Origin of the sequence: Marinobacter persicus (assembly GCF_900114155.1) — a bacterium.
GTDB lineage: Bacteria > Pseudomonadota > Gammaproteobacteria > Pseudomonadales > Oleiphilaceae > Marinobacter > Marinobacter persicus.
On the sequence record NZ_FOSC01000001.1, the window covers coordinates 184,746 to 198,045 of the forward strand.

General features: G+C 55.2%; 12 protein-coding genes. 1 reads left to right on the plus strand and 11 read right to left on the minus strand.

The features are described 5' to 3' along the window. Nucleotides 1-363: 363 nt before the first annotated feature. The 10 genes from BMZ63_RS00905 to BMZ63_RS00950 all read right to left on the minus strand — a co-directional run bounded on the left by BMZ63_RS00905 (nt 364) and on the right by BMZ63_RS00950 (nt 9,336). Nucleotides 364-1,686, minus strand: coding sequence for an MBL fold metallo-hydrolase (locus BMZ63_RS00905; protein ID WP_091700446.1), 1,323 nt, complete (start codon nt 1,684-1,686; stop codon nt 364-366). 214 nt (nt 1,687-1,900) lie between these two features. Then, complete coding sequence (locus tag BMZ63_RS00910; protein ID WP_091700449.1) at nt 1,901-2,236, minus strand: MarR family EPS-associated transcriptional regulator; 336 nt, start codon at nt 2,234-2,236, stop codon at nt 1,901-1,903. A 182-nt stretch (nt 2,237-2,418) separates the two neighbouring features. Then, nucleotides 2,419-3,291 (minus strand): hypothetical protein, encoded by an 873-nt coding sequence (locus BMZ63_RS00915; protein WP_091700451.1) that lies wholly within the window; start codon nt 3,289-3,291, stop codon nt 2,419-2,421. Further along, nucleotides 3,291-3,932 carry a hypothetical protein gene (locus BMZ63_RS00920; protein ID WP_091700453.1) on the minus strand — a complete coding sequence of 214 codons (642 nt, stop codon included), beginning with the start codon at nt 3,930-3,932 and terminating at the stop codon, nt 3,291-3,293. Before BMZ63_RS00920 ends, BMZ63_RS00915 begins: the two co-directional genes overlap by 1 nt. Before the next feature lie 12 nt (nt 3,933-3,944). Further along, nucleotides 3,945-4,817, minus strand: a complete 873-nt coding sequence (locus BMZ63_RS00925) for a TIGR04255 family protein (protein WP_091700455.1) — start codon at nt 4,815-4,817, stop codon at nt 3,945-3,947. 227 nt (nt 4,818-5,044) lie between these two features. Beyond that, nucleotides 5,045-5,977 (minus strand): hypothetical protein, encoded by a 933-nt coding sequence (locus BMZ63_RS00930; RefSeq protein WP_091700457.1) that lies wholly within the window; start codon nt 5,975-5,977, stop codon nt 5,045-5,047. 137 nt (nt 5,978-6,114) lie between these two features. Then, nucleotides 6,115-6,804: an ATPase gene (locus BMZ63_RS00935; RefSeq protein ID WP_091700459.1), complete on the minus strand. Its 690-nt coding sequence runs from the start codon at nt 6,802-6,804 to the stop codon at nt 6,115-6,117. Next, a complete protein-coding gene (locus BMZ63_RS00940) occupies nt 6,792-7,058 on the minus strand; it encodes a hypothetical protein (RefSeq protein WP_091700461.1) in 267 nt (88 codons plus the stop codon). Before BMZ63_RS00940 ends, BMZ63_RS00935 begins: the two co-directional genes overlap by 13 nt. 46 nt (nt 7,059-7,104) lie before the next feature. Further along, nucleotides 7,105-8,430: an MBL fold metallo-hydrolase RNA specificity domain-containing protein gene (locus tag BMZ63_RS00945; RefSeq protein WP_177187002.1), complete on the minus strand. Its 1,326-nt coding sequence runs from the start codon at nt 8,428-8,430 to the stop codon at nt 7,105-7,107. A gap of 120 nt (nt 8,431-8,550) precedes the next feature. Then, nucleotides 8,551-9,336, minus strand: coding sequence for a Wzz/FepE/Etk N-terminal domain-containing protein (locus BMZ63_RS00950; RefSeq protein WP_091700465.1), 786 nt, complete (start codon nt 9,334-9,336; stop codon nt 8,551-8,553). A 413-nt stretch (nt 9,337-9,749) separates the two neighbouring features. On the opposite strand from BMZ63_RS00950, the gene BMZ63_RS00955 reads away from it, so the two are divergent. Then, nucleotides 9,750-12,452, plus strand: a complete 2,703-nt coding sequence (locus BMZ63_RS00955; protein ID WP_177187003.1) for a response regulator — start codon at nt 9,750-9,752, stop codon at nt 12,450-12,452. Between the two features lie 35 nt (nt 12,453-12,487). Here the strand turns inward: BMZ63_RS00955 and BMZ63_RS00960 are convergent, their stop codons facing one another. Beyond that, the gene (locus tag BMZ63_RS00960) at nt 12,488-13,252 is read right to left on the minus strand and encodes a SapC family protein (RefSeq protein ID WP_091700468.1); all 765 of its coding nucleotides are present in this window, start codon (nt 13,250-13,252) and stop codon (nt 12,488-12,490) included. Nucleotides 13,253-13,300: the final 48 nt, after the last annotated feature.

Sequence of the window (13,300 nt, forward strand, 5' to 3'; positions counted from 1 at the left end):
AACACTGACGTCAGTATTCGCCCCCAACAATAACTTTGTTTCGGAGTACCGCCACAAGTTTACGAGCAAATTCAAAAAATCCATGCTTAAACCGTCGCTTTCATTGACCTTCGGAGTTTCGGGTATAAAGAATTCGGCGCTTTCATAATGCAGGTCTGTAGATTCCCCACCTTAAAATTGATTTCTCGACTGTAGTGGTAGAATTTCTGGCGTTAATCAACGAACACTGATAGCGAATAGTCTTTTCGCACACCAAAGCCTTGACTCTCGATCAACTTTTCAATGTTACTCAAGACGGTGCGACCTGTTCCAGTAACGGGCTTGGAAGACGCTTCACCTTTTCCAAGTTCCAAGCCATCTTAGTTATGCGATAGCACTATCCAACCATTCTTTAAGGGCTCGCTTGGCACACTCTTCACCATGCACCAACCGGATGTCTTTCGGCATGCGGTTCATGCCCTTCACAAAACCCACCAATCCCTGCTGATCAGCATGCGCAGAGTAACCACCAATGGTTTCCACTCTGGCACGGATGGTGTGTTTTTCGTCATCCAGCCACACATAGCCGTTGTTGGGACCGTAGCGTTGTATGTCGCGGCCGGGGGTGCCTTCGGCCTGGTAGCCTACGAAGAGTACATCGTGCCTTTCATCGCCCAGCATCGCCTTGAGGTAGTTGACGATGCGCCCGGCGTTGCACATGCCGCTGCCGGCGACAACGATGGCCGGGCGGGCGCTGCGGGCCAGGTGGTGGACCATTTTCAGGTGTTCGTGGTGGCCTTCCACGGTTAGCAAGTTGCTGAAGGCCAGCGGTTTGCGGCTCTGTTGCAGTCGGGCGTGAGCTTCTTCGTCCCAGTAGGGTTGCAGTTCGCGGTAGGCGGCGGTGAATTTGGCCGCCAGGGGCGAATCGAGTATTACGGGCAGTTCCTCGCTGATGATCTCTTCGAGTTCGTACAGCAATTCCTGTGTTCTGCCGATGCTGAAGGCCGGGATGAGTACGGTGCCTTGGTTTTGAAGAGCCCGGTCTATGGCGGCTTTCAGGCGGTGTTTTCGGTCTTCCCGGCTTTCGTGGTTTCGGTCGCCGTAGGTGCTTTCGAGTACCAATACGTCGGCTTTTTCAGGCGACTTTGGCGCCGGCAGCAGCGGTGTGTGGCTGGCGCCCAGGTCCCCGCTGAAGACGATGCGGGTGCCGTTGTGGTCAACCTCTACATAGGCGGAGCCGAGTATGTGGCCGGCCCGTTGCAGGCGTATGTCTACCCGGTGTTCCGGGGTGTCTATTACAGTGTGCCATTGGTTGTAGGGTAATGGCAGCAGGCGTTGTTCGATGGTGGCCAGGTATTGTTCCACCAGTTGCCTGTCGCGGCTGATGCCGAGTTTGAAGGCGTCTTCCAGTACCAGGGGCAGCAGTTTGGCCGAGGGCCGGTAGCAGATGATGGGCCCGGTGTAGCCTGCGGCCAGTAGCCAGGGTATGCGGCCCACGTGGTCTATGTGTACGTGGGTGGCGATGAGCGCCTGGATGCCGCCGGTGCCGAAGTCAATTTCCTGGGTGCTGCGTGTGTTGCCGGCTTCCTGGCCCTGGAACAGGCCGCAGTCTACTAGCAGGCTGTTTTCGGGGTTGATGTGGAGTTGGTGGCAGGAGCCGGTTACGCCGGTTTTGGCGCCGTGGTGTTCTATGTTTACGTTTGGCATTTCCTTTGCCCTCTTTACTGATACTGATAAAGATTGTTTTTTGCCACGGAATCCACGGAAGGACACGGAAAAAGACAAGGATTAAAAGATTTTTTTGCCACTAAACCCACGAAAGAACACGAAAAAAAGATTTACTGCGGTAAGACGGTCTTTGTTTTTCTTTCCTGGGTTTCCACCGTGCCGTTCTGGGGGTCAGCTTCATCTCAAGGGTTGCTTAGCTGGCATCATGCCCTGAGGCGACGACTTCTTCTTTTAACTGTTCTATCTCCACCCTAAGCCGCTCATATTCAGCCATCTTGGCCTGCAAGTAATTGGCGGTAAGCCGGGTTTTATTCTCGATACCGCTGGGCGTCAGCAGGTAGGCGTATTGCAGCTTGTTGTCGTTGTTCTTGAAGTTACGTGCCTTTACCCACCCTTTTTCCAGCAGTGCTCGCAAGCAATAGTTGGCTTTGCCCAGGCTAACGCCGAGCTCTCTGGCCATGTCTCGCTGGGAGATGCCGGGGTTTTGTTCAACGAGCCTCAATACCCGGAGGTGAGTGTCTTCATTCATGGGTCACGAACTGAAATTTGGGCACGCTACCGCCCTACCCTGTTGCAGGCATCATGGACGATAAAGCTGTGACGATTTGTTGCGTTCATTGATTGAACGCATGGATGCTAGTGATTTGGGGCGTGGGTTGCAACTGGAATTGGGGGAATAAAAAGTAGAAAAAAGCATTAAAACTGTGAAGGTCACCCAACGTCAGGCCCCAAATCCTCATCCCCTTCTCGTAGAGACAAGTAATCCAGGTTGATTTTCATATATTGGGTCAGCTGCGCGACGGTGACGGCACTTTCTCTTTCAGCGTTGCCGGGCAGACTGGAGTGCTCCGCCAGCGTGAAGCCTTCTTTCTCTTCCAGCTCCTGAATCAGGTCTTCTACCTGTTCTTCGATGGCAAGCCTCTGGGCGTCTGGTGTTTCGTGTTTCAACAATGCGAGCAGTGCAAACTCGTAGTTGGCTGCATCTTCCTCAGAAGTATCAAGGTGCAGGTACAAGCCTCTTACGCAGCAGTTACCGTTTTCTGTGGAGTAAGCACCCAACTTATCGGCGTATTTTTCAAACAGGGGAATGAAGGCATGGTTAAAGCGGTCTGGGAGCGCGGCACGCTGATAGCGGTTTGCCTTCCATGCGGTCAAAATGCGCAGGTTTTCCGGAGTTAGCTGCGCAATATTCGCGCTTTCCGTATTCGCCTCTAACCATTCCAATAGCTGTCGCTTTGGCACAGTGACCGTAGCTCGAACCTTACCCTCATGGTTCTGACCATCAATGTTTATTTGTAGCGTGCGAGAGCTCTTGGCGTACTGGTTACCCGGGAAGAGTTTTTTCGGTTTGATGGGCGCCAGGGGTAGCAGTTCTATTTCTGGCTCCAGCTCATCTTTCGCAGCGATGTCGCAGTCCTGGCTCTGTACCAGTAGCAAGCAGTCTTTTTTAAAGCCTTTATCTCGCATTTCAGGATTGGGGCGAAAATGGCACCAGTCTTGCGGATATTCCGGAGCTGCAATGTAACTTCCCTGGCGGATACCCCAATTGACGAGCAACTGCTTCCCTGTTAAGTCCGTAGTCATCAGCAGTGCCGTGTCAGCTCATCCAGAGTGCTTTGATGGTGCTTTGCCGGTGCGGCGCTATCCATTTGTTCCACCAGCTGGTGGGCCAGCGCTTTCAGTTGCTCCAGGTCTGGTTTTTTCTGCTTTAACAACGACAACAAGGTTTCACCTTGCTCGTTCGCAACTCGTTTGGCCAAAGCACCAGGGCTGGCTGGGAAAATATGCCCCAGCTCGCTGATTTGTTTATCAACTTCCTGTAGGCGCTTCCAATTCGCATCGCTCGATTGATCTTTCTGTTTTTTGTAGTTGTAGAGCGTTTGCCGAGACACGCCATACACAGTTGCCAGGTCTTTCAGGCTGAGGCCGGTCACGGTTTGCGCATGAGTAATCATGCTAGCGGCGGTGATACTCGCACTGCCGTTCTGCGCTTCACTGGCGACTAGCCTTTTGGTGAACACATGTACAGTGGAAACCGCATTATTAGCGGCGTCAGAAACTACCCGCACACTTTCCCAATCTGACTTTGGAGCCTCCCACTCTGGCCAGCTTGGCTGGTCAGTAGCCAAGGTGCTGAGTGGAGGCGCTCCGGCAACCACTTGCTGATCCTGAGAATGGTAGGTGCTCAACAGCATTGCTTCTGCAGGCATGTCGGCGGCAAGCATGATTGGCTCCTTTTAGGTCCAACTGGCTATGGCAGTTTCGGTGGTGACTTCCCGGAATACGCTACTACAAGTTGCCTGGAGCTCCCGAAACTTGCCCAAGATATCAAACTCCTGTAACTGCGGGCTTTGCTGGAGCTGGCATATGTGCTGAGTATCGAGAATACCGTAGGTTTCAGTGGGTATGTTCCACCAATGCTCTTTTGCCTGAATACTTAGGCCACAGCGCTTGTCGTGCTCGGCGAGGTGGTCTGGCAGCACCTTTGTCAGGCCTCGGTTATTAACCGGAACTTCCTCAAACGCCACTCTCAATCTTTGGTCAGGTGCGGTTTCCACCAAGCGGAAGCTGCTACCAAACAGGAATTTCTGATCTTGCACGGCGGCTAATTGCGGCGGGCATATTTCCGGGGTGACTAGCTCACCCATTGTCTGGTTACCCGCTGGAACGATCAGGTCTACGTAATTGAGGGCGACACCTTTCAGGGCCGTTTTACCGAGTTGAGGCAGGCAATGTTTGAAAATGCCCAGTAATTGCTCCAACAGAGCGAAAAATTCTTCTTTACCCTGGTAGTCCGTGACTTTAAGAATCAAGCGGCCGGTGCCTTCCACCTGGTTCTGGGTAAACTCCACCAACCTGGTTTTACCCGCGTTGCGAAACACCAACCTTTTTATTTGGGTGACTTTCTGCTCCGTTTGCTGCTCAGATTCGGGAGCGGAAACCACTACCTCTACAGCTTGGCGAATTGTGTCAATCCGTTCCGGGAACCCGGCATCCAGCAACTCTGAGTGCAGGCGCTCAATCACATCTGAGGCGGGCTCAGGCAGACGCGAGAAGCTTATGTCGGCGACCACGTGCACCAGGGGTGCGTTTTTCATCACAGGTGTCATAACAGGCTATCTTTGGTTGCGGTGGGCACAACTTTACACGTTTTTTGACAGTTTAGCACTTGATGGCGCTTATAGCCGGGCGGGCGCTGCATGATTACCTGCTTGAATCAGCTTTTTCGTCAAATTCATGTCGCAACCGCTCATCTTCGTGAGCCATTGTGGACCACTCCCACTGGTGATCATCGCTCTTCCAGATAACCGCTCGGTTCATCAGTTTTGTAGAGGATTTATAATGCCCCAATTCTTCCAGCCTCATGATCCATATAAATCGGGTTAGACACAGATTTCCAGCCGTTAATGCCCTCCACCACGTCGTATACCAGGTCGCTCAGGGCTGCATAGTAATCCGGATTCACCACGTAACCATTCAGTGGCTCTGCGCTTGGTTGCGTGTCGAGGATCGGCTTGACGTCTAGTGTTACCGATTCGCCTGTCCCCAGGTTGTCAAAAATCAACGCGCATAGATCTTCCTGGACGATTTCAGTTCGAAACCCGTGAAGCTTCACACTGGACTTGAGAAAGACGTCATGATGAAGGGCGAGGAAAGCTTCGAGCATTTTGACCACTTCAATAAGGTAGATAATGGCTCTAACCTGGCTGTCACTCAGCCGTTCCATGATGAAGGCATTGGAGAGTACACCCTCAAGCCGGTTTAGTTCATCGCGCAGTGACAGGTCGGTCAGTTGAAATGCCAGATAACGCCCATCTACCAGGGCTTCAAATATACTTTCCCGTTCAAAGTCCAACAGGTTATCGATATCAGGCTTTACGTTTTCGGCTTCCTCTTCCTGAACGTAGATTTTGAGGTTCTCAATGTCTTCATCGTCAATCAGGAATCTGCCACTTTCGAAATATGCGAATGCGCCGCCGACTAACAGCTCAAGCTTTGATTTGACGGCTCTGATGCTTACTCGCATCTGGTTTTCCGCAAACTCGTACACGCTGTTGTTGAGCTTGCGGTGGGATTTCTCTTGCCAGATTTCGTAGAAGATGAAAGCCAGCGGAATAGAGACCAAACCGCCACCGATGCCGATTACCAGGCTTTTGAAGTCGCCTTGGAGCCAGGTTACGGCCAATCCGTAAAGACCAAAACCGGCGACAATGACGAGCAGCTTTGGCCAGAGGTTGTGGATTGCGGTTCTTAGTTTGGTTTGGGGCATTGGGTGTGCACGTATTCACGCAGCGCGGTGAAAAAACTCCTTTCAATGAGTCTAAGGGCTAGAAATATAAGATGCACCCCTCTGACTATAATGTTTTTAAAGCTGATAAGGCCTGCTTATCCGGGTCTAATCCAGCACTACAAACTTGCAATCCGCACCTTTTCTCTCGGCCATTTCTTTAACAAATGCTCAACAAACCAGGTTGGCTCTACCTGATTAAACTGCTTTTCGAAAATGTCGAGGTAGCCATCTGGAGTGATTTCGGAGAAATGCAGGTGTCGCTGGCTGGAGTTGTCAAAGAAGTACACCCTTCTGCATTTTCGGGCCATTTCACACAACAAGCTCAGGCTGCGATGGTATCGACCAAGAATTTTGTCTTCAGGTACTGGGTGTCCGCCAGATTCCACACGCTGCGCCACCCTTGCTTTATTGATATCCGGGTCCGAGGTGCAGATGTAGTACAGATAAGGCTCAAACCCTGATTCGATTGCCTTATCCACAAAATCCAGGTGACTTTTGTGGCTCATCACTGATTCGTACGTCAGCGAGAGATTGTAGGCCAGCCAGTCCTCACGCAATCCTGTGGCGATGCTCTGTGCCATGATAACAGCGAGATAGCGCTCAACTTCCACCGAGAAATCCTGGCTGTTCTGGCCAATGCCAAGTTCTTGATTGGTGCGTTTTAGGGTTGAGTTGAGGCTTATGTGGCGGGCGATGTCATCAGGATTGATGTACTGCCCTACTGGCACTTTGTTTTTTACTAGAGTTTTAAGCAGTGTTGTTTTGCCAGCCCCGTTTGGGCCGGCGATGAGCCTTATCCGTGGCACAGGTACTCCCTCAGGTCGAACTTTTCCTTGTTCTGCAGTTTCTTGACCACGGTTACTTCGTGATCCGGGTCTTCGCGAACGAGCTGTCCGTCTTTCATGTATACAACAGAGATGCCGGCTTCAAACGACTCACCTATCGCGTTACGTGACGCCAGTTGGGCATAACGCAGTAATTTTCGATTATCGTCAAAGGCGTTGATTCGGTTGTGTTTGCGTATTTTGGTCACGGTTTGTTTTTCCTTGCAGGTACTCATTTGAACACCTCCAGTCACATCAATTCTCAAGAGCATACGCCTTTGGCTATTTGTTCGCCAGCTTTGCTCGCAGGGCCTGTTTGGCGTGTTCTTCGCCGTGCACCAGCCGTATGTCTTCCGGCCTGCGCCTCATACCCTTAATAAAGTTCACCAACCCCTGCTGGTCAGCATGCGCGGAGTAGCCACCAATGGTTTCCACTCTGGCGCGGATAGTGTGTTTTTCGTCATCCAGCCATACGTAACCGTTATCTGGCCCGTACCGTTGTATGTCTCGGCCCGGAGTGCCTTCGGCTTGATAGCCCACAAACAGCACATCATGCCTTTCGTCGTTCAGCATCGCCTTGAGGTAATTGACGATGCGCCCGGCGTTGCACATGCCGCTGCCGGCGATAACGATGGCCGGGCGGGCACTGCGGGCCAGGTGGTGGACCATTTTCAGGTGTTCGTGGTGGCCTTCCACGGTTAACAGGTTGTCGAAGCCCAGCGGTTTGCGGCCCTGTTGCAGCCGGGCGTGGGCTTCTTCGTCCCAGTAGGGCTGCAGTTCGCGGTAGGCGGCGGTGAATTTGGCCGCCAGTGGCGAGTCGAGTATTACGGGCAGTTCGTCGCTGATGATTTCTTCGAGTTCGTACAGCAGTTCCTGCGTTCTGCCGATGCTGAAGGCCGGGATAAGTACGGTGCCCTGGTTTTGCAGGGCGCGGTCTATGGCGGCGTTCAGGCGGTGTTTTCGGTCTTCCCGGCTTTCGTGGTTGCGGTCGCCGTAGGTGCTTTCGAGGACCAGTACGTCGGCTTTCTCTGGCGGCTCTGGCGCTGGCAGCAGTGGCGTGTGGCTGGCGCCCAGGTCGCCGCTGAAGACGATGCGGGTGCCGTTGTGGTCTACCTCTACATAGGCGGAGCCGAGTATATGGCCGGCCCGCTGCAGGCGTATGCTTACCCGGTGTTCCGGGGTGTCTATTACGGTGTGCCATTGGTTGTAGGGTAATGGCAGCAGGCGTTGTTCGATGGTGGCCAGGTATTGTTCCACCAGTTGCCTGTCGCGGCTGATGCCGAGTTTGAAGGCGTCTTCCAGTACCAGGGGCAGCAGTTTGGCCGAGGGCCGGGAGCAGATGATGGGCCCGGTGTAGCCGGCGGCCAGTAGCCAGGGTATGCGGCCCACGTGGTCTATGTGTACGTGGGTGGCGATGAGCGCCTGGATGCCTTCGGTGCTGAAGTCAATTTCCTGGGTGTTGCGTGTGTTGCCGGCTTCCTGGCCCTGGAACAGGCCGCAGTCTATTAGCAGGCTGATCTCGGGGTTGATGTGCAGTTGGTGGCAGGAGCCGGTTACGCCGGTTTTGGCGCCGTGGTGTTCTATTTGGACTTCTGTTGTTTCTGGCATTTCCTTTTGCCTCTTTTTGGTGCTTCCTGTTGGTTTTTCTGTTCGGTGCATCCTGTTGGATGGGGTCAGCCCCCTGAAAGGCGGGGTCTGACCCCGTGAGGGCCGTGACTCTTTCGTCCCTCAGGCTTTTTCTTTCATTGCCTGGCGGACCTGGCTGGCGAATTCGGCCATGAAGGCGGCGAATATGCCGAGCATGAGGCCGAGTACGATGGCCAGGGCAAGGATGAGCTTTTTGCTGGTGCCTTTGTTTTCCAGGCTTTCGCGGGCGACTACCAGGGTTTCGGCGGGCTTGAGGGATTCAAGCTGGGCCTGTACATCAACCTGCTCTTGTATGGTTTGTGCGAGTGCTTCGCCGGCTACGTCCTGGCTGCTTAGGCGCTCCAGGGTGTTGCTGATGGACTCCAGGCGTTTCTCCAGCACTCGTTGCTGGCGTTTGAGCAGTTCAGACTGGCGCTGGGTGATTTTTTCTACCAGTTGCTGATGAACTGTCTCTACCTCACCCGCGTTTTCTGGTGACGTCTCGGTAGACAGCTTGATCAGCGTGGTTTCTTTGGGATTGCTGGCGTTGATACGGATCGGAAGCCTTTCGCCTTCAGTTTCCGCGTAGACCGCCTGCAACTCCGGGTACCAGCGGTTTTCAATAGCCGCTATAACCGTGGCGGGTTGTTCCAGCGGCTCCCGGCTTTCTTCTCCCTGCTGTTCACCCAGTTGAATCAGCGTGCTGTATTCCTTTACTTCACCCACAAAGACCAAAGCATACGCCGCTGCCAGTACCACCACGGAAACAACCACGGCATAAAACACCCGCCTACGACGGATAAAAGTGGTGGCCAAGTCTACCAGGCTGATCTCGTCGTCGTAGTACGGTTGCTGAGGCTGTTGCGGCTGCTGGTTGTTCTCGTTCATCGGTTTCCCTGTAATTGCCTGTTTTCCACGCTACCGCCCCACCGACCCGTTCACAGTGCATTCTGGCAATAGCTTTGGTTGTTGGTAATAGCGTGGGCCTAACTCGGCCATTAAAAATTATGGCGCAATTCTACGCACCCCACCAAGGGTGGCAAGGCGACCTATTAACTATCTCTGCCGGGATATGTGTCTTTTGGTAACGAATGAAACAGGCTCGCGTTAAGCCTTCCAGCCAAACAGCTCGTACCCTTCTCTTTAACGCACCGGGGTAAATTCCACCCGGGCCGTCCTTCCACTACAATCACCCTTTCCGCGGGAGGCAGCACAGGGAGCCATTAACAGTGAACCAACCGAGTATAAAAATAACACAGCGGTTTTTTGCCGCTTTTATCCTTTTTTTAATGGCGGGTTTAATGTGGGCCGGGCCGGTTGCCGGCGCCCCCCAGGACCGCCTGCAGCCACTGGACAGCGGCTGGGCATTTTACTGGCGGGAGTTTGTGCCACCGGGGCAGGTGCCGGAGGCCGGCAAGCCGCTAACCACGCAATTGTCGCTGCCCGGCAGTTGGACGCAACTGGCGGTTTCCGGCGCACCCCTGCCGCCTACCGGTTATGCCACCTATCGCAAGGTGCTGACGTTGCCCGACACCGCCGGGCCCATGGTGTTGCGCATTCCCATGGTGTATTCGGCCTACCGGTTATTTGTGAATGGTGAACTGGCCGCCCAGGTGGGCACGCCGGGCACAACAGAGGCCGCCACCCGGGAGGATTACGGCGAGCGGCAGGTGATTCTGGATACCGCCGGTGAGCGGGTGGAGCTGGTATTCCATGTAAGCAACTACCACTCCCGGAATGCCGGCTTTCCGAAAGTGCCCATGCTGGGCGCGCCGGATGAGATCAAGCAGAGCCTGGCCGCAGAGTTGATCACCAACAGCGTGCTTACAGGCGGCTTTCTGTTGATAGCCCTTTTCCAGCTTGCGCTGTTTTTTATTCGCCGGGAGTACACTTATCTGCTCTTTTCGCTGTCTGTCGGGGCCTGGGCGCTGCAAACCCTGCTCTCCGGGCAGTTGCTGAGTTATTACGGGTGGCATGTACCGCTTTCTGTTGCCCGGCCCCTGGATGGCTTTACCGCGCTGGCTTCCGGCGTTACCTACCTGCTGTTTCTGTCCACCCTGTTCCCCCGTTATATTCCCATGCGCTGGACCCGTTGGGTGGCGCTCACGCTGGTGATTTATGGGGTGGTGGCGGTGTTTTTCCCCGGCATGCCGCGCAGCCTTACTATTGGCTGGTTGCTGTATTTTGTGGTGGCCACCCTGGTTCTGGCCCTGGCGGGCGTGGTTCGGGCATGGTTGAACAAACATCCGGAATCGTCATTGATCTTGCTGGCCAGCGCGGTGATTGCGGCCACGGCCACCATTCAGATTTACTGGATGAACGAATCCGGCATTCGCGACATTATTGTCGGCTTTGGTTTGTTGGCGGCCATTGGCCTGCACGCCATTACCCTGGCCCGCCGTTACGCACGAGCCTTTGAGCGCACCCAGGCGCTGGAGGCGGACTTGCGCCGGGCTGACCGGCTGAAGGACGAATTTCTGGCCAATACCTCCCACGAGCTAAAAACACCGCTGCATGCCATTGTCGGGCTGGCCGACACCCTGCCCCGGGATAACCCGGCACAGCGCAAAACCATTGACCTGATTATGCACAGCGGCCACCGGCTGGCGCGTTTGGTGGAAGACATTCTGGCGTTCACGAAGATTCGCAACGATGCACTGGAGATCACGCCCGAGCCCGTGGCGGTCGCCCCGGTTGTGGAGGAGGTGGTCACCACCTGCCACCCGCTGATTGGCCAGCGCCCGGTGCGCCTGGTTACCCAACTGCCCGACGGTTTACCGCCGGTGATGGCGGACAGCGACCGGCTGTACCAGGTGCTTTTCAACCTGATTGGCAATGCAATCAAGTTTACGGATGAAGGCACAATTACCCTGGCGGTGGAGCAAACCGGCGAGGCATTGTGCTTTCGCGTGGAAGACGAAGGCATGGGCATTCCGCAAGACGAGCTCAGCCGCATGATGAAGCCCTACGAGCAGGGGCAGGATTCTTCTCTGGATGGCCACGGTGGCGTGGGCCTGGGCCTGGCGATCAGCCGGCAGATTCTGCTGGCCCATGGTTCCGACCTGACCCTGCGCCCGGCACAAACAGGTGGTCTGGTGGCGTCTTTTTCCCTGCCCGTGAGCCACGAGCCCGTGGCCGGCCAGGGTCGCCGCCTGCGCCGGGCGCCACCGGAGGCCATCATGCAAGGCGGGGAAACCGCCCATGACTCCCCGGCAGTCTGGCCCGGGGCCACGAAGTCAGCTGCCCCCGGGGCTTCAGCGGCCCGCATTCTGGTGGTGGATGACGACGACACTTCCGCCATGGTGCTGCAGCAACAACTGACCCAGGCCGGCTATGCCGTTGACCGGGCCGCCAATGGCCCGGAGGCGCTGGCCGCAGTTGCCAAGGCACCTCCACAACTGGTGTTGCTGGATGTGATGATGCCCGGCATGAGCGGCTTGGAAGTGTGCCAGCGCCTGCGTGAAGAGCACGACCCCAGCACCCTGCCGGTGATTATGGTGACCGCCAGAACCCGACCGGAGGATGTGCTGGAAGGCTTCAACGCCGGTGCGAACGATTATCTGGCCAAGCCGTTCTACCAACAGGAAATGCTGGCCCGGGTGCAGGCCCAGTTGACCATTCATGAAAATGAGCAGATGCGCTGGGAGTTGCAGGAGTCTCGCCAAAGCCCCGTACAGGCGTCGTCTCAAGACGAAAAATGCCCGCGCGCTTTACTGGTAAGGCTTTTGGAACAGTGTGTGCAAACCTGGGAACTTGAAACCGGCCAGCCCCGGGCCGATCTTGCCGAAGAAAGCGGCCTCTGGACCGTTACGCTGGATGGCTCTGTGCGCAAAACCCGAACGCTGGACCGCTATCTATCTGAGGATTCCCTGCCCAAACGCCCCCGCTGGGGCGTGGTGAGCAAGACGGCGGATTTTGTCAGGGAGCAGTTTCCGCAGTCGGCTCATGCCCAGCAGGTGGAGCAGTTGCAGAAACGGTTGCAGAAGCTCCTGAGCGCCGGCTAGGGGCGCTCAGGGGTGTTGGGGAAATCCCGGAGCAATCAGTGCAATTCGGGCTCTGGTTCGGGGTGGGTTTTAGGGGAGCCCTGCCGGCGTTTGAGATGGCTGTCAAACAGGCGGTTGGCGCTGCCCAGGGAGATCAGGTGGGCGTAGACCAGCCCCAGGTAGCCTTTCTGGTTGAGTTCCAGCACCTGTTTGTCATCCAGTTGCGCGAACTTTTCTTCATCCACCGCGTGGAAATCGTCAATCCGGTAGGTGGCGCCCTCCGGATGCTTCAGGTTCAGTGTTTTCCTGCTGAGCAGGTCCATATCATTCAGGGTTTTCACGAAATCGTCCGTGCGGTTCATTTCGCCAGTGAACCCTTTCAGGAATTCGATAACTTCATCCAGAAACGCGGTGTTCTTGCCGTCGCCATCAAAGAGCGGCTGGCCCTCTTCTTCGTTCCAGCCTTCAAAACCGGCGTCAAAGCATACGGAGAAACGGTCCTCGGCGTTGGTGGCCAGCACAAACGGGTAACGGCGGATAAAGGCCGGCACATAGGCACCCTGGGTCCAGGCACCCTGCTCGTCTATGTGCAGGTTAACGCCCTCTTCAAGACCGAGCAGCGCCAGGGGCGCCATGGTCTCGCCCTCTCCCACGAACAGGATGGGGTAGTCCCTCGCTGCCTGGTAAAACTCCTGGGCCGCCAAAGGTACGTAATGGGTGCCTGCGGCAAAGCTGAAACTGCTGGCCGGCTGCAAACGCAGGTTACGGTGCCGCTCACGGTTCAACAGGGTAATTTCATCGTAGAGCAGTAAGGTTTTCATTGTTCAGGTTCCTTCTCGGGGTGTTTAAAACGAGTTGCCTGGCGGCCA

Coding starts and splice junctions, on each gene's coding strand:
- BMZ63_RS00945 (WP_177187002.1), bottom strand. CDS start 8,430: ATGCCAGAAACAACAGAAGTCCAAATAGAACACCACGGCGCCAAAACC.
- BMZ63_RS00940 (WP_091700461.1), bottom strand. CDS start 7,058: ATGAGTACCTGCAAGGAAAAACAAACCGTGACCAAAATACGCAAACAC.
- BMZ63_RS00915 (WP_091700451.1), bottom strand. CDS start 3,291: ATGACTACGGACTTAACAGGGAAGCAGTTGCTCGTCAATTGGGGTATC.
- BMZ63_RS00920 (WP_091700453.1), bottom strand. CDS start 3,932: ATGCTTGCCGCCGACATGCCTGCAGAAGCAATGCTGTTGAGCACCTAC.
- BMZ63_RS00950 (WP_091700465.1), bottom strand. CDS start 9,336: ATGAACGAGAACAACCAGCAGCCGCAACAGCCTCAGCAACCGTACTAC.
- BMZ63_RS00930 (WP_091700457.1), bottom strand. CDS start 5,977: ATGCCCCAAACCAAACTAAGAACCGCAATCCACAACCTCTGGCCAAAG.
- BMZ63_RS00960 (WP_091700468.1), bottom strand. CDS start 13,252: ATGAAAACCTTACTGCTCTACGATGAAATTACCCTGTTGAACCGTGAG.
- BMZ63_RS00910 (WP_091700449.1), bottom strand. CDS start 2,236: ATGAATGAAGACACTCACCTCCGGGTATTGAGGCTCGTTGAACAAAAC.
- BMZ63_RS00925 (WP_091700455.1), bottom strand. CDS start 4,817: ATGACACCTGTGATGAAAAACGCACCCCTGGTGCACGTGGTCGCCGAC.
- BMZ63_RS00955 (WP_177187003.1), top strand. CDS start 9,750: ATGTGGGCCGGGCCGGTTGCCGGCGCCCCCCAGGACCGCCTGCAGCCA.
- BMZ63_RS00905 (WP_091700446.1), bottom strand. CDS start 1,686: ATGCCAAACGTAAACATAGAACACCACGGCGCCAAAACCGGCGTAACC.